At 65.8% G+C, this 23,171-nt stretch carries 19 protein-coding genes; 7 read left to right on the top strand and 12 right to left on the bottom strand.

What is annotated here, in order from left to right; translation table 11 throughout:
• Positions 1–17: 17 nt before the first annotated feature.
• From PQT43_RS13780 to ltnD, 6 genes are all read right to left on the bottom strand, one after another.
• Positions 18–1,085, bottom strand: a complete 1,068-nt coding sequence (locus PQT43_RS13780; RefSeq protein ID WP_110595537.1) for an alpha/beta fold hydrolase — start codon at positions 1,083–1,085, stop codon at positions 18–20.
• 234 nt (positions 1,086–1,319) lie between these two features.
• On the bottom strand, positions 1,320–2,117 hold the full coding sequence (gene otnI / locus PQT43_RS13785) for a 2-oxo-tetronate isomerase (protein WP_272754130.1): 798 nt from the start codon (positions 2,115–2,117) through the stop codon (positions 1,320–1,322).
• A gap of 21 nt (positions 2,118–2,138) precedes the next feature.
• Positions 2,139–3,602, bottom strand: a complete 1,464-nt coding sequence (locus PQT43_RS13790; RefSeq protein ID WP_213666261.1) for a GntT/GntP/DsdX family permease — start codon at positions 3,600–3,602, stop codon at positions 2,139–2,141.
• 177 nt (positions 3,603–3,779) lie between these two features.
• Positions 3,780–4,418, bottom strand: a complete 639-nt coding sequence (gene otnC / locus PQT43_RS13795) for a 3-oxo-tetronate 4-phosphate decarboxylase (RefSeq protein WP_102879665.1) — start codon at positions 4,416–4,418, stop codon at positions 3,780–3,782.
• Positions 4,415–5,707: a 3-oxo-tetronate kinase gene (otnK, locus tag PQT43_RS13800; protein ID WP_272754131.1), complete on the bottom strand. Its 1,293-nt coding sequence runs from the start codon at positions 5,705–5,707 to the stop codon at positions 4,415–4,417. Before otnK ends, otnC begins: the two co-directional genes overlap by 4 nt.
• 10 nt (positions 5,708–5,717) lie before the next feature.
• On the bottom strand, positions 5,718–6,623 hold the full coding sequence (gene ltnD, locus PQT43_RS13805; RefSeq protein WP_272754132.1) for an L-threonate dehydrogenase: 906 nt from the start codon (positions 6,621–6,623) through the stop codon (positions 5,718–5,720).
• 558 nt (positions 6,624–7,181) lie between these two features.
• On the opposite strand from ltnD, the gene PQT43_RS13810 reads away from it, so the two are divergent.
• The 7 genes from PQT43_RS13810 (at position 7,182) to PQT43_RS13840 (ending at position 14,503) form a co-directional block, all read left to right on the top strand.
• Positions 7,182–7,532: a hypothetical protein gene (locus PQT43_RS13810; protein ID WP_102864542.1), complete on the top strand. Its 351-nt coding sequence runs from the start codon at positions 7,182–7,184 to the stop codon at positions 7,530–7,532.
• 403 nt (positions 7,533–7,935) lie between these two features.
• Positions 7,936–8,226 carry a hypothetical protein gene (locus tag PQT43_RS13815; RefSeq protein WP_102864541.1) on the top strand — a complete coding sequence of 97 codons (291 nt, stop codon included), beginning with the start codon at positions 7,936–7,938 and terminating at the stop codon, positions 8,224–8,226.
• Between the two features lie 285 nt (positions 8,227–8,511).
• Positions 8,512–11,223, top strand: coding sequence for a magnesium-translocating P-type ATPase (gene mgtA / locus PQT43_RS13820; RefSeq protein WP_272754133.1), 2,712 nt, complete (start codon positions 8,512–8,514; stop codon positions 11,221–11,223).
• Positions 11,224–11,361: 138 nt separating this feature from the next.
• Positions 11,362–11,562, top strand: coding sequence for a hypothetical protein (locus tag PQT43_RS13825; RefSeq protein WP_102879669.1), 201 nt, complete (start codon positions 11,362–11,364; stop codon positions 11,560–11,562).
• 27 nt (positions 11,563–11,589) lie between these two features.
• The gene (locus PQT43_RS13830) at positions 11,590–13,305 is read left to right on the top strand and encodes a Na/Pi cotransporter family protein (RefSeq protein WP_272754134.1); all 1,716 of its coding nucleotides are present in this window, start codon (positions 11,590–11,592) and stop codon (positions 13,303–13,305) included.
• Entirely contained in the window at positions 13,293–13,643 is a 351-nt protein-coding gene (locus PQT43_RS13835; RefSeq protein ID WP_092314336.1) for a DUF2493 domain-containing protein, read from the top strand. The genes PQT43_RS13830 and PQT43_RS13835 overlap by 13 nt, the downstream gene beginning before the upstream one ends.
• Before the next feature lie 74 nt (positions 13,644–13,717).
• Entirely contained in the window at positions 13,718–14,503 is a 786-nt protein-coding gene (locus tag PQT43_RS13840) for a hypothetical protein (protein ID WP_272754135.1), read from the top strand.
• Between the two features lie 328 nt (positions 14,504–14,831).
• On the opposite strand, the gene PQT43_RS13845 is transcribed toward PQT43_RS13840, so the two are convergent.
• The 6 genes from PQT43_RS13845 to PQT43_RS13870 all read right to left on the bottom strand — a co-directional run bounded on the left by PQT43_RS13845 (position 14,832) and on the right by PQT43_RS13870 (position 22,689).
• Entirely contained in the window at positions 14,832–15,536 is a 705-nt protein-coding gene (locus PQT43_RS13845) for an NAD(P)H-dependent oxidoreductase (protein WP_272754136.1), read from the bottom strand.
• 9 nt (positions 15,537–15,545) lie between these two features.
• Positions 15,546–16,754, bottom strand: coding sequence for a pyridoxal phosphate-dependent aminotransferase (locus PQT43_RS13850; protein WP_272754137.1), 1,209 nt, complete (start codon positions 16,752–16,754; stop codon positions 15,546–15,548).
• Between the two features lie 27 nt (positions 16,755–16,781).
• The gene (locus PQT43_RS13855) at positions 16,782–18,389 is read right to left on the bottom strand and encodes a 5-guanidino-2-oxopentanoate decarboxylase (RefSeq protein ID WP_272754138.1); all 1,608 of its coding nucleotides are present in this window, start codon (positions 18,387–18,389) and stop codon (positions 16,782–16,784) included.
• 10 nt (positions 18,390–18,399) lie between these two features.
• Positions 18,400–20,499, bottom strand: a complete 2,100-nt coding sequence (locus PQT43_RS13860; protein ID WP_272754139.1) for an acetate--CoA ligase family protein — start codon at positions 20,497–20,499, stop codon at positions 18,400–18,402.
• 21 nt (positions 20,500–20,520) lie between these two features.
• Positions 20,521–21,681 (bottom strand): acyl-CoA dehydrogenase family protein, encoded by a 1,161-nt coding sequence (locus PQT43_RS13865; protein ID WP_110595526.1) that lies wholly within the window; start codon positions 21,679–21,681, stop codon positions 20,521–20,523.
• A 216-nt stretch (positions 21,682–21,897) separates the two neighbouring features.
• A complete protein-coding gene (locus PQT43_RS13870) occupies positions 21,898–22,689 on the bottom strand; it encodes an enoyl-CoA hydratase/isomerase family protein (protein WP_170005044.1) in 792 nt (263 codons plus the stop codon).
• Positions 22,690–23,171: the final 482 nt, after the last annotated feature.

The raw sequence follows: 23,171 nt of genomic DNA on the forward strand, positions 1-23,171 counted from the left end.
CACTGTTCGGACAGAGCCTAGTGGGCTCTCTCGGTGTCGGCCATGAACTGCCCCAGCTCACGAGCATAGAACCGGGCCATGCCGGTGGTGCCGTGCCCGCGAGTTTCGGCGCTGGCGGGAATCAACAGCAGGCGAGCATCTTTCACTTGCTTGAGCGCCGCTTGCAGGGTGCCGGTTTCCGGTGGGTTGCGCTCATCGTCCGCGGCGTTGATCACCAGCACCGGCGCCTGGATCTTGCTCAACCCCGGCGCGGCGTTGTAGTCCGCCGAAGACTGCCACTGGTAGATGAAGTCGTTGGCGTCGGCGGTCTGTGGCGCCTTGAGGCGTTCATCCACCAACTGGTCGGCCTGGGCCCGGGTCGGCGCCAGGGCCTGATAGGCCAGGGTGCCGCCGCTGGTGCCAGTGGCGAACAACGCATTGGCCAGACGCAGAGACGGCGGTTGGACCCGGTAATTGCCGTTGTCCCAGGCCGGGTCCTGCTTGATCGACTCCACCAGCAGCCGGCGCATCATCCAGTTGCGCGAGGACATTTCCCCGGGCTGGGAGGCCATGGGCACCAGGGCGTCCATCATCTGTGGCCATTGCTGGCCCCAGAGCCAGGTCTGCATGCCGCCCATGGAATTGCCGATGATCAGGCGCAGGTGCTTGACCCCCAGCCCCTCGGTGACCAACCGGTACTGGGCCTGGACCATGTCGTCGTAGTTGTACTGGGGAAACCGCACGCGCAGGCCATCGGAAGGCTTGCTCGACTGGCCAACGCCAATCCCATCGGTGGCAATGATGTAGTACTTGCTCGCGTCCAGAGGCTGCCCCGGGCCGAACAGCTCGCCACCAAAATCCTTGCTCAGCAGGTCGCTGGCCGGCCGGTAGGTGCCGTGCAGGTAGAGGATCGCCGGGTGCTTGGGGTTGCCCAGGGTGATGTAGTGCAGTTTCAGGTTGGCGAGCTGTTCTCCGTTGTGGAAAGTGAACTGCGGGGCGACCCAATCGCCCTCGGTGGCCGGCGGCAAGCTCGCGGCCGCGGCCAGGGACATACCGCCCAGGGACAAAATCAGGCCGAGCGCGGCCCGGCAGGCAAGACGCTGCATGGAAAAACTCCTGTGTTTATCGCTACGAATCATCGCAAGCCGTTCGTGGCCTTCATACCCTCTGTAGCCGCTGCCGCAGGCTGCGCAAGGCACCGCAGGGGCCTCGGCGGTCGGGGAATCGCTGCGAGCCTACGGCTCGTTCGCAGCCTTCGGCAGCGGCTACATAAAGCGATGCCCGCAGGGCCTTGCGCGACGTTCCCCAGATACCTTTTCCTGCGCAACCTGCAGTAGCGGCTACACCGCCGAGCCTTGGCGCGCCTGCCAGTCGCGCAGCCATTGCAGGCCAGCGGAGGTGTCGCCGCGGGGGCGGTATTCGCAACCGACCCAGCCGTCATAGCCAAGCTCGTCCATCAGCTGGAACAGGTAGGGATAGTTCAGCTCGCCAAGGTCCGGCTCGTGACGATCCGGCACCCCGGCGATCTGGATATGGCCGATGCCCGCCAGATCCCGACGCAGCTTCACCGCCAGGTCGCCTTCGACGATCTGACAGTGATAGCAGTCGAACTGCACCTTGAGGTTGGCCGCGCCGACTTCCTTGCAGATGGCCTGGGCCTGGTCCTGGCGATTGAGGAAGAACCCCGGCATGTCACGGGTGTTGATCGGCTCCAGCAGCACGGTGACTCCGACCTTGGCCGCCTGGGCCGTGGCATGGGCCAGGTTCTCCAGGTACACCGCGTGATGGCGGGCCCGGTCCTGTTCCGACGGCAGCAGGCCGGCCATCACGTGAATCCGTGAATTGCCCAGCACCGCGGCGTACTCCAGGGCCTTGTCGAAGCCCTGGCGGAACTCTTGCTCGCGTCCGGGCAGGGAGACGATGCCCCGCTCCCCCGCCGCCCAGTCACCGGGCGGCGCGTTGAACAGCGCCTGCTGCAGGCCATGATCGTCCAGGTGCTGCTTGAGCACCTGGGGGCTGTAGTCGTAGGGAAACAGGTACTCCACGGCCGTGAAACCGTCTGCCGCTGCGGCGGCGAAACGTTCAAGAAAGGCATGTTCCGGGTAGAGCATGCTGAGGTTGGCAGCAAAACGAGGCATGGGAACTCCTGGGACAAAGGGTCAGACAAACGGCCAGATCAGCAGGGTAATACAGAACCCCAAGGTGCCGAGCAAAGTGGTAATCACGGTCCAGGTACGCAGGCCATCGGCGACGTTGAGCCCGGCCAGCTTGGTGAAGATCCAGTACCCGGCGTCATTGATATGGGACATGGCCAGCCCGCCACCGCCCATGGCCAGGCACAGCAGGGCCATGTGGTTGGGGCTCAGGTCGAGGGTGGCGATCAGCGGCGCGATGATGCCCGCCGTGGTCACCAGGGCCACGGTGGTGGAGCCTTGCACGGCACGCAGCAGCATGGTCAGCAAAAAGCCCAGGGCCAGGACCGGCAGGCCGGTGGTGCGCAGCATGTCGGAGACCACGGCACCGATCCCGGTGTCCACCAGGACCTTGCCGAACACCCCGCCGGCACCGGCGATTAGGATCACCATGGCCACCCCGGGCAAGGCCGAACCGATCACGTCGGAGACCTGGCTGCGGCTCCAGCCGCGGCGCGAACCCAGCAGCCAGGCACAAAGCAAGGTGTCCAGCAGCAGCGCCACCAGCGGTGCCCCCAGTACGGTCAACACGCCGCGCAGGGTGGATTCCAGAGGCAGCAAGGACGTGGCCAGGGTGCCCAGCAGGATCAACACGATAGGCAGCAGGATCAGGCTGACGATCAGGCCGAAACCCGGTGGCGGCGCCGGTGGCAGTTTCGCCGCCAGAGTGCCGGTGGATTCCTCCAGGCCCATATGGGCCACGGCCGCCAGTGCTTGCGGGCTGGCCGATTGCTCGGCACCACTGTTCCAGGCCGCCAGGTCTTCGTTGGTGACGTGGGGACCGTAGACTTCAGCACGGATATCGTCGGTCATCGGGTAGTTGCGTCGAGTCATGCGCCCGGCCACGCGGTAGCCGACGTAGCACAGCAGCGCGGTCAGCGGCAGGCCGAACATCAGCACCCGACCCAGGTCCGCGCCCAGTTGGCTGGCCGCCGCCACCGCGCCCGGATGGGGCGGCAGGAAGGCATGCACGGTGAGCAACGCGGCGCACATCGGCAAGGCGAACACCAGCAGCGGCTTGCGCGCACTGCGGGCCACGCCGTAGGCCAGGGGCATGAGGATGATCACCCCGACCTCGAAAAACACCGGCACGCCGATGATGAAGCCGGCGATGGTCAGGGCCAGGGGCGTGCGGCGGTTGCCGAAGCGCTCGATCAGGGTCTTGGCCAGGGCCTCGGCACCGCCGGACAGTTCGATGATGCGGCCGATCATGGCGCCCAGGGCAATGATGATGGCGATGTGGCCAAGGGTCTTGCCCATGCCGCCTTCGATGGTGGCCACCAGCTCCGCCGGTTTCACCCCGGCCACCAGGGCCACCAGGATGCTCACCAGCATCAGCGCGACAAAGGGCTGGAACTTGTACTTGAGCACCAGAAACAGCAACAGGGCGATGCCGGCCCCGGCAGTGATCATCAGAATCAGCGGGCTCATTGGGCAAGCCCTCCACCCAGTGGTTGGCAGGTGTTGCAGGTGACGCTGGAACCCGTAAAGCCAATGCAGTCATTCATCTCGGGAAGTCCTGTTGTTATTGTTTTTTACCGGCAAGCCGCTCCCCACGAGAGCCCGATGGCGCTCCCGGGGGCGCTTGCCGTGAAGCGTTGTCAGTGATTACCAGGCGGTGCCGAAAGCGTCCCGCAGTTCGTCCAGGGCGTGTTGATCCAGGGGCTCAGGTCGCGGCTGGCTCATCAGCCACAGGCGCGCGGTTTCCTCCAGTTCTTCCAGGGCATAGCTGGCCTTGGACACGCTGCTTTCCCAGACCACCGGGCCCAGGCGTTCGAGCATCACCCCGCGCACCCGGTTGGCCAGTTGCGCCACCTGCTCGGCGACCTTGGGCGAACCCGGACGCTGGTAGCCGATCAACGGAATGTGCCCGACCTTCATCACCTGGTACGGGGTCAGCGGCGGCAGGATGTCGTCGTCGCGCCAGACCCCGGCCAGGGTCAGTGCCACCAGGTGAGTGGAATGGGTGTGCACCACCCCGCCCACACCCGGATTGCGGTCATACACCTGGCGATGCAGGGCCAGGGTCTTGGACGGCTTGTCGCCGCTGACCCACTCCCCCGCCAGGTTGACCTTGGCGATGGCTGCCGGATCGAGGCGCCCGAGGCAGACATCGGTAGGGGTGATCAGCCAGCCATCGTCGAGCCGCGCGCTGATATTGCCGGCGCTGCCCACGGTGTAGCCGCGTTGATAGAGGCTGTGGCCGACGTCGCAGATTTCTTCGCGCAGGGCGTTTTCGCGGCTCATGGCTGACCTCCGGCCAGTTGGCGCAGGGCCTTGCTGAAAAAGTCGCGACCGCCGAAGTTGCCGGACTTCAGGGCCAGGGCCAGGGGCTCGCCGCCGCTGCTGACCGTGGCCGGCACCCCGGGATCGATCTGCGCACCGATCTGCAGCAGGCGCACGCCTAGGGCCTTGACCACCGCTCCGGAGGTTTCGCCGCCGGCCACCACAAAGCGCCGCACGCCGTTATCCCGCAGGCCACGGGCGATCTCGCCCAGGGCGTTCTCCACCAGGGCCCCGGCACGCTCGACGCCCAATTGCCGCTGCACCGCCTTGACCTGCTCGGGAGTGCTGGTGGCGTAGATCAGCACCGTGTCCTGCTGCGCCTGGACAAAGGCCAGGGCCTGGGCCACCACCGGTTCGCCCGCTGCCAGGGCCAGGGGATCGATGCGCAGGGCTGGACGCTCGGCCTCAAGCCAGGCGTCCACCTGGGCATTGGTGGCTGCCGAGGCGCTGCCGGCCAGCACCACTTCGCCACCGGCCACCGCCGGCAGATTCGCGGCGTCGAGATCACGCAACTTGCCGGCGCGGCGGAAATTCTCCGGCAGGCCCAGGGCCAACCCGGAACCGCCGGTCAACAGCGGCAGGTCGGCGCAGGCGGCGCCGAGGGTATAGAGGTCGGCATCAGACAGCGCATCGGCAATCGCCATGGCGACGCCCTTTTGCCGCAGTTCGGCGATCTTCGCCCGCACCGCGTCCACGCCCTGGGCCACGCTGTCGTAACGCAGCAGGCCCACCGGCAGTGCGGTCTGCGCCTGCAGCACCCGCACCAGGTTGGCGTCGGTCATCGGCGTCAGCGGGTGATGCTGCATGCCCGATTCGTTGAGCAACTGGTCCTGGACAAACAGATGGCCACGGAAAATCGTCCGGCCGTTCTCCGGAAACGCCGGGCAGGCCAGGGTGAAGTCGCCACCCAGGGCCTTGAGCAAGGCCTCGCTGACCTGACCGATGTTGCCCGCCGCGGTGGAGTCGAAGGTCGAGCAGTACTTGAAGAAAATCTGTTCGCAGCCTTGCTCGCGCAGCCATAGCAGCGCCGCCAGGGATTCGGCCACCGCCTCGCCCACCGGGGTGGTGCGGGACTTCAGCGCGATCACCACCGCGTCGGCGTCCAGGCCGGCGGCCACCTCGGCACTGGGAATGCCAATGCTCTGCACCGTGCGCATGCCGCCGCGCACCAGCATGTTGGCCAGGTCGGTGGCGCCGGTGAAGTCATCGGCGATGCAACCCAGCAACGGGCGTGGAGTGGAAGTCGTCATCACAGGCTCCTCAAACGGCATCAGGCTTGGCCACGGGCAGCTCGATGCCCGGGAAGATCTTGATCACCGCCGAGTCATCCTCGCGACCGAAACCGGCGCTGGAAGCCTGCATGAACATCTGGTGCGCGGTGGCCGACAGCGGCAGCGGGAATTTGCTGGCGCGGGCGGTATCCAGCACCAGGCCCAGGTCCTTGACGAAGATGTCCACCGCGGACAAGGGCGTGTAGTCGGCCTTGAGGATATGCGGCACGCGGTTCTCGAACATCCAGGAATTGCCGGCGCTGTGGGTGATCACCTCGTACAGGGCATCGGCGTCCACCCCTTCGCGCAGGCCCAGGGCCATGGCTTCGGCGGAGGCGGCAATGTGCACCCCGGCCAGCAACTGGTTGATGATCTTGACCTTGGAGCCCAGGCCGTGGGCATCCCCCAGGCGGTAGACCTTGCCGGCCATGCCCGCAAGGATCGCCTCGGCCTTGGCGTAAGCGCTGGCCGGGCCGGAGGTCATCATGGTCATCTCGCCGGCGGCGGCCTTAGCCGCGCCCCCGGAGATCGGTGCATCCAGATAGAGCAAGCCCTGGGCCTCAAGGCGCTGGCCCAGGTCCACGGCGTAGGTCGGGGCCACAGTGGCGCAACCGATCACCAGGCTGCCGGGGCGCAGGGCCGCGACCGCCCCGCCCTCGCCAAACAGCACGCTTTCAGTCTGCTCGGCGTTGACCACCACGGTGATGATTACCTCGCACTGCTCTGCCAACTGCGCGGCCGAGGCGCAGGCCAAGCCGCCTTCAGCGGCGAACTGCTCGGTGACCGCGGCACGCACATCGCAGGCGTGCACCTTGAAACCACTGCGCAACAGCGAACGGGCGATGCCCAGGCCCATGGCGCCAAGACCGATGACACCGACATTGTTGTTATTCATGGGGGACTCCAGAAATAGACCAGGACTGTGCCGCGCCGGACAGGCGCCGGGCAAGAACCGGGCAGGACAGGGAAATCCGGATTGCAGGTCCGGCAAATGCAACACAGAGAGCGGCAACAGGCGCAGCGCCAGACGGCAAGCCCGGAAGGTGCATGGCACCGTGAACCGGTGCCGAGAGAGGCAGGAGCGAAGCGATCATCATGGCCATCCTGTTGCTGTTGTTATCAGGTTGAGCGTTGGCTGTGAACGATCATCCACCAATGAGCGGATTATGTGAAGATATTTTTCAATCTAACATTTTTTAACATCGCTTTTTCCTGCCCGCTGCCTCCGGCCCGCGCCCGCCACTGGTCGGAACATCGAGGTCCAGTCGCCATCCCCTGCTACAACCTTTCACAGCCCTGATCTGGATCAGCATTGAGCGCGAGATCCTGACCGAGGCTCAGGACAGGTGAAGGCGGACTGGCGGTAGCACCCTTCATCGCAACCCCGTTGACGCCCCCACTGGCCAGGGGCTCAATGGTTCGTCTCGTTATGCTTGGATAAGGATGATTCAACATGGCAAATATTGAAGTTTTATCGGGCGATTTTCTGCAGGGCGCCGGCGAGTACCGCCACGGCACCTTCAGGCTCAAGACAGTGCTCAACAGCGCCGGTGTCGAGATCAAGGCATCGGCCTTCAAGAGCCTGGAAATCGCCACTGAAAGCCCCGTCGCCAACAAGGACGCCTTCGGTTATGGCGTGGCCGGCGCCATGCTGCTGGGGCCGGTGGGCGCAATCGCCGGTTACCTGATGGCGGGGACTGAAAACGAGGTGACCTTCATCGGCACCTTAAAGGATGGACGGCAACTGATGGCCGCCACCGACAGCAACACTTACAAGGATATCTCCCGGCACTTGCTGAACTGATAATCCGCGAAGTTATATTCAGTGCCCATGACGCCCCATCGGTCATGGGCACTTTTTATTTGTATCCCTTATATGTTTCCCACTCTCGACGCCTGAACTCATCCCTCAAGCTGAACCTCACCTGAAACTTCATCATCGAACAACGATTCAAGGCAATTTAACCTTGACTCGATGGACCCTCCTGAGTAAATTGCGCGGGCCGGGAAATCCGGCCTTTTTTCAACTCACTAAAGAAGCCAATGGACACAGTATCTAGACGCTGTCTGGTCACTGCCGCTGCGCAGCGCCAGGCACCCCTGAAAAATGACGGGACTCGACTCCGCGGTCGGGTGAGCTGCGCTAGGGCTTGACGCTCCAACGTAACTTGCCTCCCCGGAACCAGTCCGGTCACGAGGCACAAGTTATGCACTTCACATCTTCTGTAATGCCCGGCGTACGCGCCTTTGCCGCCACCATGCGGGTCAAGCTGTGCCGTGAGCCCAAGGCTCTGGCACGCTCGCCGTTCTCCTCATCCTCACCTTGCGCCGCCACCGCCCTGCGGGCCAATTGGCGCGTCTGCCCGATGACCGGCCAGCTGCAACAACGCTGGAGCCTGGACGACAGCCAGGACCCACAGAGTCGGGGCGCGGCCCTGCTCTTGCAGCAGGCCGGACTGATCTTCGGCCTGTATCTCGGGGCGCGCACTTACCCATAAATCAACGGTCACTTTCCGTTGTTTTCACACAAACTTCTTAATTGGAAGTTTGACGGCGCCTTATTGCCTTCTCGTTAATAAAACTTGCTGGAGAAAGTTATGGAAGAGGCCAGTAGTAGGTTCGCTGTCCATTCAACTTCATTGTTTGGGCAGCGAACGTTAAAACCTGAAAAACGCCAAGATCCGTATCGATCGCTAACCTGCGGCTCGACATACTTTCGCTCGTCTTTAATTAGTTGAGTGGTCGCTGTGTCGTGCCGTAGTCAGGCGGCAGGAGCACACGCAATGACTGTAAAAACCACAACTTCCCGCAACACCAGCGCCACCCGCGACAGCAACAAACTGTCGATGCGTGCCGCCCGCGAAGCCCAGAACGGCCTGGCCGTGACCCTGGCCAACGTCAACTCCAGCAACGCTGGCCTGACTGAACTGGACGCCGAAGGCCGCCTGCAACGGGACGGCCACAACGAGGTCGCCCACGACCGTCCGCCCCACGCCCTGGTGCAATTGCTGCAAGCCTTCAACAACCCCTTCATCTATGTGCTGATGACCCTGACCGGTATCAGTTTCTTCACCGACTTCTGGCTGCCGCTGCAAGCCGGCGAAGAAACTGATCTGACCGGCGTGATCATCGTCCTGGTAATGGTGCTGGCCAGCGGCCTGATGCGCTTCTGGCAGGAACACCGCTCGGCCAAGGCCGCCGAAGCCCTCAAGGCCATGGTCCGCACCACCGCCGCGGTGCTGCGCCGCGAGCAGATGGGCATGCAGGCCCGGGTGCGCGAAGTCCCCATGCGCGAACTGGTGGTGGGCGACATCATCCAGCTGTCGGCCGGCGACATGATCCCGGCGGACATCCGCCTGATCGAATCCCGTGACCTGTTCATCAGCCAGGCGGTGCTCACCGGCGAAGCCCTGCCGGTGGAGAAATACGACACCCTGGGGGCCGTGCAGGAAAAATCCGCCCAGGCCCTGGCCGCCGACCAGCAAGACCTGCTGGACCTGCCCAACATCTGCTTCATGGGCACCAACGTGGTCAGCGGCACCGCCACCGCCGTGGTGGTGGCCACCGGCGGGCGCACCTACTTCGGCTCCCTGGCCCGCTCCATCGTCGGCTCGCGCACCCAGACCGCCTTCGACCGTGGGGTCAACAGCGTCAGCTGGCTGCTGATCCGCTTCATGCTGGTGATGGTGCCAGTGGTGCTGCTGATCAATGGCTTCACTAAGGGTGACTGGGCCGAAGCCTTCATGTTCGCCCTGGCGGTGGCCGTCGGCCTGACCCCGGAAATGCTGCCGATGATCGTCAGCGCCAACCTGGCCAAGGGCGCTGCGGCCATGGCCAAGCGCAAGGTGGTGGTCAAGCGCCTCAACGCGATCCAGAACTTCGGCGCCATGGACGTGCTGTGCACCGACAAGACCGGCACCCTGACCCAGGACCGGATCATCCTCGAACACCACGTCGACATCAGCGGCAGCCGCTGCGATGCGGTGCTGCAGCTGGCCTGGCTCAACAGCCACCACCAGAGCGGCATGAAGAACCTGATGGACCGCGCCGTGGTCAGCTTCGCCGAGGGCAACCCGCACTTCACCCCGCCGGCCGCCTGGCGCAAGGTCGATGAGCTGCCCTTCGACTTCGTCCGTCGGCGCCTGTCGGTGATCCTCGCCGATGCCCGCGGCGACCACCTGCTGGTGTGCAAGGGCGCGGTGGAAGAAATGCTGGAAACCGCCACCCGGGTACGCCAGGACGGACTGGCCGTGAGCCTCGACGCCGAGCGCCGCGCGGCTCTGCTGCAACTGGCCGAGGACTACAACCGCGACGGCTTCCGCGTGCTGCTGGTGGGCACCCGGGACCTGCCCAAGGGCCAGACCCGCAGCCAGTACAGCGCCAGCGATGAGCGCGAGCTGGTGATCGAAGGCTTCCTGACCTTCCTCGATCCGCCCAAGGAAACCGCCGGCCCGGCTATCGCCGCCCTGCGTGACAACGGCGTGACGGTCAAGGTGCTGACCGGCGACAACCCCATCGTCACCGCGAAGATCTGCCGCGAAGTGGGCCTGGAAGCGGGCGAACCGCTGCTGGGTCGCGACATCGAGCACATGGATGACCAGGTGCTCGGGCGCCTGGTGGAAGAGCGCACGGTGTTTGCCAAGCTCACCCCCCTGCAGAAATCCCGGGTGCTCAAGGCCCTGCAAGCCAACGGCCACACCGTGGGCTTCCTCGGCGACGGCATCAACGACGCCCCGGCCCTGCGCGATGCCGACGTCGGCATCTCGGTGGACAGCGGCACCGACATCGCCAAGGAATCGGCGGACATCATCCTCCTGGAAAAGAGCCTGATGGTGCTGGAAGAAGGGGTGATCAAGGGTCGCGAGACCTTCGGCAACATCATGAAGTACCTGAACATGACCGCCAGCTCCAACTTCGGCAACGTGTTCTCGGTGCTGGTGGCCAGTGCCTTCATCCCCTTCCTGCCGATGCTGGCGATCCACCTGCTGCTGCAGAACCTGATGTACGACTTCTCCCAGCTGGCGCTGCCGTGGGACAAGATGGACAAGGAGTACCTGGCCAAGCCGCGCAAGTGGGACGCCAACAACATCGGGCGCTTCATGCTGTGGATCGGGCCGACCTCGTCGATCTTCGACATCACCACCTTCGCCCTGATGTGGTACGTGTTCGCCGCCAACAGCGTGGAAATGGCCGCCCTGTTCCAGTCCGGCTGGTTCATCGAAGGGCTGCTCTCGCAGACCCTGGTGGTGCACATGCTGCGCACCCGCAAGATCCCGTTCATCCAGAGCACCGCGGCCCTGCCGGTGATGCTGGCCACGGGACTGGTGATGGCGCTGGGGATCTACGTGCCCTTCTCGCCCCTGGGCAACATGGTCGGCCTGGTGCCGCTGCCGTGGGAATACTTCCCTTGGCTGGTGGGCACCCTGCTCGCCTACTGCGTGGTCGCCCAGACCATGAAGACCCTGTACATCCGCCGCTTCAAGCAGTGGTTCTAAGGGCCTGGTTCTAAGGGCCTGAGCCCGGCGCGGCCGCCCTCGGACGGCCGCGCCCGATACACCTAACCAACGATGCCACCGTCGGCGCGGCCAGCGCCCTGCCGACGGCGACGCTGTTCGCCCGAAAGGAGCATCGCCATGTATCTCAAGCCTTTTTCCATGTTGCAACGCGGCCTCCAGGCCCTGCTGGTCTGCAGCCTGTGCACCTGCGCCCGCCTGCTCACCCGCGTGAGCATCCGGCTGTATGTCCGCGGCCTGCTGAGCGCCGTTGAAATTCGTTTTCTGCTGGGTTTCAGCGCCGCCCTCACCCGCGCCTCGCTGCGCGTGGCGATGGCCTGAACCTGTCACCGACCCGGGAGCACGCTCATGTCGGGCACCACTCTTCTGATCAACCTGGCCGGCGCCATCGCCCTGCTGCTGTGGGGTTCGCAGATGATCTGCGGATCACTCCTGCGCGGCTTCGGCAGCCCACTGCGGCACTGGCTCGGGCAACACCTGAACAACCGCTGGCTGGCGCTGCTGTGCGGCGTCGGCATCACTGGCGTGCTGCAAAGCAGCACCGCAGTGAGCCTGATGGCCAGCTCCTTTACCGCTGCCGGCACCCTGGGCCTGGCCCCCGCGCTGGCGGTGATGCTGGGGGCCAATATCGGCTCGACCCTGGTGGTCCAGCTGCTCAGCCTCGACCTCTCGCTGCTGGCCCCGGTGCTGCTGCTGGCGGGTTTCCTGACCTTCCGCCTGCGGGACGACTCGCGCTTTGAAAGCATCGGCTGCGCGCTGATCGGCCTGGGCCTGATGCTGCTGGCCCTGGGCATGCTCGGCGCCACCCTGGGCGCGGTGGAAAGCACCCCGGTGTTCCAGCTGGTGATGACCAGCCTCGACGGCGACCTGTTGCTGGCGCTGCTGGTGGCCATGCTGCTGACCTGGATGTGCCACTCCAGCGTCGCGGTGGTGCTGCTGATCGCCTCCCTGGCCGGCACCGGCCTGCTGTCGCCAGCCACCAGCATGGCCCTGGTGCTGGGGGTCAACCTCGGCGGCACCCTGCCATCCCTGCTCGGCGCCAGCGGCAACGTGGCCCGGCGTCTGCCCCTGGGCAACCTGCTGGTGCGCCTGGTGGGCGTGGTCCTGGTGCTGCCCTGGATCACCACCCTGGCCCACCTGGACGCGATCCAGGCGCTGCCACCGGAGTTGCTGGTGGTCTATCTGCACAGCGCCTTCAGCCTGATCCTCGGCCTGCTGTTCATTGGCTTCACCGAGCCCCTGGGCAAGCTGCTGACCCGGCTGCTGCCGGCTCCCGCCCCGGTCACCGATCCGGGCATGCCGCTGTACCTGGACCAGGCCGGCCTGGAAGTGGCCAATATCGGCCTGGCCAACGCCGCCCGCGAAGCCCTGCGCATGGCCGACATGCTTTCGAGCATGCTCGACCGGGTGCTGCAGCTGTTTCGCACCTCAAGCATCACCCATGCCGAGCAGGTGCGGCACATCGACCAGTCCCTGGACCTGCTCAGCGCGGCGATCCGCGCCTACCTGGCGGACATCGGCAAGGAAGGCATCAGCGACCAGGACGCCGACCGCTCCCAGGAAATCCTGCTGCTGGTGATCAACCTGGAACACGCCGGCGACATTCTTTCCACCAGCCTGGCGCAACTGGCAGCAAGGCGTCTGCGCCGTGGCGAGGCCTTTTCCGCTTTCGAGTTGGGCACCCTGTACCCGCTGCACCAGGAGTTGCTGGACAGCCTGAGCCTGGCCATCACCGTGTTCCTGCGCGAAGACCTGCCCACCGCCCACCAGTTGCTGGCGCGCAAGGAAAACGTGCGGCGCCTGGAAGCCGCCGCCGGCCGCGAGCACTTTCGCCAACTGCGCGAAGACCAGAGCGCCTGGGCCGAATCCGGGGACATCTTCCAGCGCCTGCTGCGCGACTACCGCCGGGTCCACCACCACATCGCCGCCCTGGCCTACCCGGCCCTGGAGCGCGCCGGTGAGCGCGACATCGAACACGGCTACCTCAGCGAGCCCCTGACCGAAGCGCCCGGCGCCGAGCACCCCGTGACCGGAGCCAAGGAGGACAGCCCATGCGCGTCCTGATCTGCGCCGGCCGCTACTACGCCGACAGCCGCCTGTGCCGCCGGGTCCTGGAAGCCTTCCAGCGCCTGCACGAAGTGCGGGTGGTGATCCACGGCGGCAGCCAGTTCCTCGGCGCCCACATCGAGGACTGGGCCCGGGAAACCGGAGCCCACATCGTCCGCTACCCGCCCAACTGGCAACTGCACGGCAAACACGCCGAGCGCCTGCGCAACAGCTTCATGCTGGCCGACAGCCGCCCGGACATCGTCCTCGCCCTGCCCGGCGGGGAAGACACCGAAGAGCTGCTGGCCCAGGCCCGGGTCCGCGGCATCCAGACCCTGTCGGTCGACGACCAGTAAACACCCCACGCAGCACCCACCCGCGCCGGCTCCCCAACCAAGCGGTCCGGCGCCCCAACAGAACGAGATCCGCCATGTCCAAGCACCGTCCACATCGCTCCTCGCGTTCCGCCTCCTGGGGCCACACCCTGCCTGCTGCAAAAAGCCGCATGCTCAAACGCAACCTGCTGTTCCTCGCCCTGACTGCCGGAGCCACCGCCACCCTGGCCCTGTGCTCCAAGGCCCAGGCCGCCGGCGGCGCCTATGTAGTGGATGACGGCGCCATCAACGCCCCCGGGGAATGCAATGTCGATGTCTGGTACCAGAGCACCCGGCATCAAGGCTCCAGCCACAACAGCGTGATTGCCCCGGCCTGCACCTTCAGCCAACTGCCCTGGGTGCAACTGGGGGCCGCCGTGCAGCGCCAGCAGGCCGACGATCACGGCGAAACCCAGCTCAGCCCGCAGATCAAGGTCCAACTGCTGAACCGCGAAGACCTGGGCCTGCAACTGGCCCTGGCCGGTTCCGCCCACTGGGCCCTGAACCGCCACCACAGCTTCGACGGCGGCGACCTCACCCTGCCCCTGACCTTCAGCGCCAGCGACAGCCTGCGCCTGAACCTCAATGCCGGCTGGACCCATGCCTACGACGATGGCGAGCAGAACCACCGCTGGACCTGGGGCACCGGTGTGGAATACGACCTCATGCCGAGCCTGACCCTGATTGCCGAGCGCTACGGCCAGCGCGGCGGCGAACAGGGCTGGCAGGCCGGCCCGCGCCTGCACGTGGGGCAGCACCTGGACCTGGACCTGATCGTTGGCCAGCACCTGAGCGAAGACCGCGACCGCTGGCTGACCACCGGAGCAACCCTGCGCTTCTGAGCGCCCCATAGAATCGCCGCCCCCTGTAGCCGCTGCTGAGCCTGCGAAGCTGCGCAAAGGCCCAAAGGGCCTTGCCTGGCGATTTCCAGACAAACTTCTGTCGCCGTCAAGATCCCTGCGTCTCCTGCGTCGGAATGCCGCCCAAGCCGTTCGCAGCCTGCGGCAGCGGCTACACAACCCCGTTCGGCATTGGCCCTGTAGCCGCTGCTGAGCCACGGCGAAGCTGCGCAAAGGTCCGCAGGACCTTGCTTGACGATCGCCCGCCGAACTCGCAGCGATCTCAAGAACGCCGCGGCCCTCGCGGGCCGTTCGCAGCCTGCGGCAGCGGCTACAGGGGCAGTGGATGCAGGGCTTCGTCGAACTGGTCCAGGCGCGGGAAGACCAGGGGTTGCTCGTCCGCCAGGTGCTGCAGGCGCTGACGGTAACGGTGCAGAAATTCTTCTCGGGCTTCCTGGCTGATGTAAGGCACATGCCAGGCCACGAACGGTTCCAGTACGTCACAACCGACATAGGCCAAAGTACCGCGCAGCAACGGGCGCAACATCTCTTCGAGCGGTCCATGGATCGCACCCTCGCCAAACATGTGCTCACGCCCGCCCAGGGTCAGGGTCACCAGGGCCTTCTTGCCCGCCAGCCCACCCTGGTCATAGAAGCGCTTGCCGCCATAACACACCCCCGACACCAGCACCCGGTCGATCCAGCCCTTGAGCATGGCCGGCACCGAGAACCAGAACACCGGGAAGTTGAGGATCAACAGGTCAGCCCACAGCAGCTTGTCCAGCTCGCCCTGGATGTCCGCAGCGATGCTGGCGTTCTTCACCCCCAGACGTTGCTCCAGGGCGTACACCAGATAATCCGGATTATCCCGGGCGGCAAAATCCGCAGCGCTGGCCACCGGATTCCAGTTCATGGCGTACAGATCGCTGACCTGCACCTGATGCCCCTGGGCCTCCAAGGTGCTGCGGGCCTGGTCGCGCAAGGCGGCGGTAAAGGATTGCGGCTCGGGGTGGGCGTGAACGATCAGTACCTTCATGAAGACTCCTCAAACAGTGGGCAAAGTGGCAGGTGCAACCCGGCGGCTCAGGCAGTGCTCAGCGCACAGGGCGATGCGCCGACAGGCTTCGCGCAGGTCATCCGCTTGCAGCACCAGCCCCAGGCGGATATGCCCGGCGGCACTGGGGCCGAAGGCTTCGCCGGCCAGCACCGAGACGCCCTGCTCGTCCAACAGGCGCTGGCTGAAGGCCTGGGCGCTGAGCCCGGTGGCGCGGATGTCGACCATGACGAACATGCCGCCATCAGGCTTCAACGGCCGGGCACCGGGGCAATCGGCCAGGCAGTCGCAGACCAGATCCCGCCGCTGGCGATAGGCCTCGGCCATGTCCCGCAGCTGCGGCAAGGGTTGCTCCAGGGCCACGATGGCCGCGTCCTGGATGAATTCCGGCGAGCCGTAGAGCATGCACAGGGCGAGGTTTTCCAGGTGCGCGGCCAGGGCCGTCGGCGCCACCACCCAGCCCAGGCGCCAGCCGGTCATGGCGTGGGACTTGGACAGGCTGTTGAGGGTCGCGGTGCGCTCGGCCATGCCCGGCAGGCTGGCCGGGCTGACATGTTCGCCCTCGTACAGCAGCTCGCTGTAGACCTCGTCGCAGATCAGCCACAGGTCATGTTCGATGCACAGCGCCGCCAGGGCTTCCCAGGTGGCCCGGGGAATGCTCGCGCCCGTGGGGTTGTGCGGGCTGTTGAGCACCAGGGCCCGGGTCTTGCCGGTAATACGCGCCACCACCGCCTCGGGCTGCACCCGAAAGCCGTCCTCGGCCCGCACCGGCAGCGGCACCACCTGGGCATTGCAGGCGCCGAACACCGCTTCATAGGTGACGTACATCGGCTCGGCCACTATCACTTCGTCACCCGGGTCCAGCAGGCACTGGGCCACGCTGTAGAGGGCGCACTGGGCACCGGCCAGCACCACCACTTGCTCGGCATCCACCACTTGCCCGCTGCGCTGCTGATGACGCCGGGCAATGGCCTCGCGCAAGGCGCGCTTGCCGCGCACATCGGCGTAATGGGTGTGGCCGGCCTGCAGGCTGTCGATGGCCGCCTGGACGATGGGCTGGGGGGTGTCGAAATCCGGGTCGCCCACCGACAGCAACCAGACTTCCTCGCCACGTTCGCGTTTGGCCAGGGCCCGGTAATGAATGTCCCAGGCGGCGGCGCCGTCTCCGGCAATACGTTGGGTCAGTTGAGAAAAGCGCATGCTCAGGCTCCAGGCAAAAAGGGATGGTCAGCGCGCGCAGGCGTGCTTGAGTTCGATCAGGGTCAGGCCATTGCGGGCAAAGCCGCTGCGCAGTTCCTGCTGCAACTCATCGAGGCTGGCGGGCTGGCTGACGCTGCAACCAAAGGCCCGGGCCAGGGCGGCAAAATCCGGATTGCGCGGCAGCACGCCGATGGGCTCGATGTTCAGATCCAGCATGTCATCGCGGATCTGCCCCAGTGCGTCGTTGTTCCACAGCAGCACCACCAGCGGGCTGTCCAGCTCCTCCACCGCCGTGGCCAGTTCCTGCACCGTGTAGAGAAAACCGCCGTCGCCCACCAGCACCAGCCCCGGGCGCTCGGGGGCGCCGAGCTTGGCTCCGATGCCGGCCGGCAAGCCGTAGCCGAGGGTGCCGTAGCCGGTGGGATGCAACCAGCTGCGGGTGGCCCGGCTCGGGTACAGGTAGTTGCCGCTGTAGGCCAGTTGGGTCATGTCGCTGGCGATAAAGCCGTGCTCCGGCAGTTCGGCGGCAATCCGTTGCAGGATCGAGCGGTGAATCTGTTGCAAGGGCCCCTGCCCGTTCTGCACCGCCTGACGCAGATCGGCCACCGCGTGAATCGCCGCCCCAGCTTCGGCCGGTGTGGGTGGCAAGGCCTGGAGCAAGGCGTCCAGGGTGGCGCGGGCATCGCCGTGCAAAGCCACCGAACACGGGTAAAAGTCATTGAACTTGCGCGGGTCGATGTCCAGGCGCAGCAGCTCGCCGTTCAGCGGCAGGCGCTCGCGCCAATAGTCGGTGTCGGCCATCTCGGTGCCCACCGCCAGCACCACGTCGGCCTGACTGATCAACTGCCAGCCGGGCTCAACACACAGGGTCGCCCCGGCGTTCAGCGGCGCCTCCTCCGGCAGCAGGCCCTTGCCGGCGACGCTGCTGAAAAACACTGCGCCCAGACGCGTGCTCAAGGCCCGCAATTGCTCGGCGGCGTGCAGCGCGCCACCACCGGCAATGATCATCGGCCGCTTGGCGTTGCGCAGTGTGTCTGCCGCCTGCTGGATATCCGCCGCGGCGGCCGGGCCGCGAGCGGGACGCCGGCGCACTTCACCGGTCCAGTCCCGGGCGACCTTGGCCGCCAGCACATCCAGGGGCACGCTGATGTGCACCGGGCGCGGGCGCTCGCTGTCGAACACGGCAAAGGCCCGGGCGATCAGCTCGGGCAAGTCTTCCGGGCTCAGGGCCAAGGCCGAGAACGCGGTGATAGGCGCGGTAATCGCCTGCTGATCCTGGGTTTCATGCAGCGAACCCCAGCCCTTGCCCAGGCTGGCGCTGTGGTTGACGCTGGAAATCACCAGCAGCGGGATCGAGTCGGCATAAGCCTGGCCAATCGGCGTGGCGACGTTGGTCACCCCCGGGCCGCTGATAACGAAGCACACCCCGGGCTTGCCGCTGACCCGGGCGTAACCGTCGGCCATGAAGCCCGCGCCCTGCTCGTGGCGGGTCAGCACATGGCGAATGCCGCTGCCGGGCAGCCCGCGATACAGCTCCAGGGTGTGCACCCCGGGAATGCCGAACACCGTGTCGACGCCGTAGCCGGCCAGCAGGCGCACCAGGGCCTGGCCACCGGTCAAGGTCTGATCGTGCATATCTCTCTCCTCAAGCCTGGCCAAGGCGAATCAACGCATCGACCGCGACGGTGCCCTCGGCACCGACCAACAATGGGTTCACATCCAGTTCCAGCAATTGCCCGGCGTGTTCGCAGGCGTAGTCCGCCACCGCGCCGATGGCCGCCACCAGGGCTTCAAGATCAGCCGTCGGACGCCCGCGAAAACCTTGCAGCAAGGCAGCGCTGTGCAGGCTCAGCAGGGCCTGGCGGATCGCCCCTTCGGTGGTGGGCAGCAGCAGGCTGCGACTGTCCTTGAGCAATTCCACCAGCACCCCGCCGGCACCGATCACCAGGGCCAGAGCGAAGTCGTTCTCACGCTTGATGCCGACAATCAGCTCCGCCAGGGGCGGCGCGGCCATGGGTTCCAGCAGCACCCGCTCAAAAGCCACGCTGGGGGCATGCTCGGCGATCCGCGTGCGCATCAAGCGCAGGGCTGCGCTCAGGGCTTCAGGGTCCTTGAGATTCAGGGCCACCGCCCCGGCCTCGGTCTTGTGGGGCAACTGCGCGCTGACCGCCTTGAGCACCAGCGGATAACCGACCGCAGCGGCCGCGCTCAGGGCCTGCTCGGGGGTGCTCAACACACCGTCCGGGATGCTCAGGCCGAAGCCGCGCAAGGCCTGTTTGGACTGCCACTCGTCCAGCAGCACGCTGGCGCCGTGCAGGGCCTGCGGGCACAGCGGCACCAGGGCTGATTCACCCAGAGCCAGCAACGCCGAGCGTCGCTGTTGATAGGCGACGATCCGGCCCCAAGCGGCAAGGCCATCCTCCACCCCTTGCAAGGCGGGAATGCCATGCGCATGCAAACGCTCCCGGGCGCTGGCCGGCAGCAGTTCGGGAAAGGCCGAAGTGACAAAACCGCGCTTGCCGTGGCGTTGCAGCGCCGCGCAGAACAGCTCCAGCAGCAGGTCGCATTCCTTGCGCTCGCCAGTGAACTCGGCCGGGTAATCCAGCACCAGCATGGCGCTGTCGGCCTCGGTCCGCAGGGCGCTATCGAGCATGGTTTGCAGGGCCTGGGCGTCGCCCCAGATCGCCGTGGTGAAATCCAGCGGGTTGACCAGATTGGCGTAGCCCGGCAGCACCTCGGCCAGCTCCGCACATTGCCCGGCATCCAGCTTGGGCAACTGCAGGCCGTTGCGCTCGGCGTAGTCGGCGATCAGCCCGGCATCACCCCCGGAACAGGCCAGGGCCATCAGGTGCGGGCCGGCCGGCAACTGCCCACAAGAGGCGGCCTTCAAGGTTTCTACAAAGCTCACCGGACCGCTGACCCGGATCACCCCCAGGCGCTGGAACAACGCGTCGTACAAGGCATCGGAACCCGACAGCGAACTGGTGTGACTCAAGGCCAGCTCGGCGCCGATCTGCGATACCCCGGTCTTCAGAGCGATGATCGGAATGCCCTTCTCCAGGGCTTTATGTGCCGCCCGGGCAAACCCCGGCACGTTCTTCAGGCCTTCCAGGTGCAGGCCGATGGCCGTGACCCGGGGTTCGTCCAGCAGCACGTCCATCAGCTCGGCAATGCCCAGCTGCGCCTGATTGCCCACCGACGCCATGTAGGCCACTGGCAGCGAGCGATCGCTCATGGACAGGTTGTAGGCAAAGTTGCCGCTCTGGGTCAGCACCGCCACACCGCGTTCCACGGGTTGACCGCCATGGGCCACCGGCCACAGCGCGGCGCTGTGCAGGTAGTCCAGCAGGCCGTAGCAGTTGGGGCCCAGCAGCGCCATGTCACCGGCCGCCTGCAGCAGTTGCTGTTGCAGGGCCTGGCCCTGGGCACCGGTTTCGGCAAAGCCCGAGGCGTAGCAGATCGCCCCGCCCGCGCCCTTGGCCGCCAGCGCCGCGACGCAGGTCAGGGTCAGCTCGCGGTTGGTGGCGACGAACACTGCATCCGGGCCGCAGGGCAGCTGTTCGATGCTGGCCACGCAGGGCACGCCATCGAGCTCGGCATGCTGCGGGTTGACCAGCCACATGGGCCCGGCAAAACCGCCTTCGGCGCAGCGCTTGAGGGCCCGGGCCATGCTGCGCCCACCGACGAAAGCCAGATGCCGGGGAGCCAGCAGGCGTTTGAGATTGTCACGCAAGGTCTGGGACATGACGGCAATTCTCCAGGGCGCTCAGCGCATCAGCGGCCGCAACAGTTCACGGGAAATGATGTGGCGCTGGATCTCCGAAGTGCCTTCCCAGATGCGCTCGATCCGCGCATTGCGCCAGATGCGTTCCACCGGGCCTTCGTCCATCAGGCCCATGCCGCCGTAGATCTGCACCGCCTCGTCGGCCACCCGACCCAGCACTTCACTGGCGAACAGCTTGGCCATGCCGGCCTCGCCGTCGGTCATGCTGCCCTGGTCCATCTTCCAGGCGGTGTGCAGGGTCAACAACTCGGCGGCGCGGATCTGCGTGGCCATGTCCGCCAGCTTGAACGACACCCCCTGGTAGCTGCCGATGGCCTGGCCGAACTGCTTGCGATCCGCGGCCCATTGCAGGGAGGCATCCAGGGCGCGCTGGGCCTGCCCGACGCAGTTGGCCGCCACCATCACCCGCCCGGCGGTGAGCCAGGCGTTGGCCACTTCCCAGCCTTTGCCCACCTCGCCCAGCACCTTGTTGGCCGGCACCCGGCAGTCGTCGAAGAACATCTCGAAGGTGTGATAGCCACGGTTGCTCACGCACTTGGGGCCACGGCGGATGGTCAGGCCCGGGGTGTCGCGGTCCACCAGGAACGAAGTCACCGCGTTGCGCTGACGACCGTTGTGCTCATAGGTGCCGGTGACCGCAAAGACAATGGCAAAATCCGCATGCCCGGCGTGGCTGATGAAGTGCTTGCTGCCGTTGAGCACAAAATCGCCGCCGTCGCGCACGGCGCGGGTCTTGATCGCATTGGCATCGGAACCGGCGCCGGGTTCGGTCAGGGCGAAGCAGTCGACCTTGCGCCCTTGCACACAGGGCAGCAGGTAGTCGCCGATCTGCGAGCCGGTGCAGGCCATGAGGATTTTCGAAGGCCGGGCCACGAACACATGCAGGGCCCAGGAACACTTGGCCAGCTCACGCTCGATCAGCGCCTGGGACAGGTAGTCCAGACCGCCGCCGCCCACTTCCTCGGGCATGTTGAAGGCATAGAAACCAGCGGCGATGGCCTTGCTGCGGATCTCCCCGGCGAGGTCGGCACTGACCTCATCGGCGCGGTCCACCGCGTCCTCGTGGGGCAGCAACTCCTTGCTGACAAAACTGCGAACCGCGTCCACCAGCATTTCTTGTTCTTGGCTGAGTTGGAAATTCATGGCGCTACCTGTGAGTGAGTGACAGTGCAAAAAACCAGTGATCGGGCAGTACGGCCTGCCGAAAAAACCTTCCCGTAGGAGCCAGCTTGCTGGCGAAGAGGCCCTTGAATAAGGCGCTGTTCTTGCGGGCGCCTTCGCCGGCAAGCCGGCTCCTACAAAATGGGCGCATGGCCCAGGGGCCCTTTCGCCGGCAAACCGAGCGCTGCCCGGCCGCTCCTACAACCCTTGGAAACGTGGGGGGCGTTTTTCCGTGGCGGCGCGCAGGGCTTCGGCGCCGTCGGCGCTGCGCCCGCACAGCAGGCCGGCGGCCAGCTCGGCCGCCAACTGCTGCGGCAAACTGCGCTCGGCCCCCTGGCGGATCAGCTTCTTGGTCTGGGCAAAGGCGAAGGTCGGGCCCGCTGCCAAGCGCGCGGCCAGCTCACTGACGCTGGCAATCAGCTGATCGTCGGCGCACACCTCGCCCACCAGCCCGGCGGCCAGGGCCCGTTCGGCGCTCCACAATTCGTCGAGAAACAGCAGGCGCTTGGCCTGTTCGCTGCCGATCAAGCGCGGCAGGTGCCAGCTGGCGCCGGCATCCGGCGAGTAGGCCATGCTGGTGTAGCCGGCCTTGAACCGCGCCGACTGCGCCGCCACCCGCAGGTCGCAGCACAGACTCAGGTCCATGCCCGCGCCCACGGCGGTGCCGTTGATGGCGGCGATGGTGGGTTTGTCCAGGCTGTGCAGCCGGGTCATCAAGGCGTGAGCGGTTTCGGTCCAGCCGTAGCTTTCCAGAGCGCCGCGGGCTTCGGCTTCGGCCCATTCCGCCAGGTCGGCACCGGCGCAGAAACTGCGGCCGCTGCCAGTGAGTACCACGGCTCGGACGCTGGGGTCGCTGTTGCAGGTGTCCAGCAGGCTGTGCAGCGCTTTGAGGGTCGGGATGTCCAGGGCGTTGCGTTGCGCCGGGCGGTTGAGGGTGATCCAGGCTACGCCGGCTTCGATCCGGCTGAGCAGCGACGATGAAAGGGTCATGGGCGTCCTCGAATTATTGTGGTTGGCGTGAGGGGGTGGCTTGAGGGTGATACTAAACGAGTGTTCAACAAGGCGGCAATTGGGGGGATTGGGGGGAGTTTTGGTCGACTTTTTGAAGTATCCCTTTGTTTTTATTAGGTAAAAATCTGGGCATTGGGGGTTGTTGCGTGGGGGTTGTTACAACTTCGAACAAGCCTCGACAAAAGTGCGGGTGGGGGAGTTTTTTGTGGCCAGGGCGCTTGCTCCCGCTCGGGCGCGTAGCGGCCGTAAAGCCTGAGGGTGCGGTCTGATTGGTGGGCATATCCGTTGCTGCGGGTGCGGCGGCTTATGGTTCCGCTTTTACAGCGGGGGGTTGGGTACATATCCGTTGCTGCGGGTGCGGCCGCTTACGGTTCCGCTCTTACAGCCATCCCTTTCAAGGTCTTGAGTAAAATCCGCTAAAACTCATTCAGGAAGATCCGAACGATGTGGGCCGATGTACT

The sequence above is a fragment of the Pseudomonas sp. BLCC-B112 genome, from assembly GCF_028550695.1.
GTDB lineage: Bacteria > Pseudomonadota > Gammaproteobacteria > Pseudomonadales > Pseudomonadaceae > Aquipseudomonas > Aquipseudomonas danubii.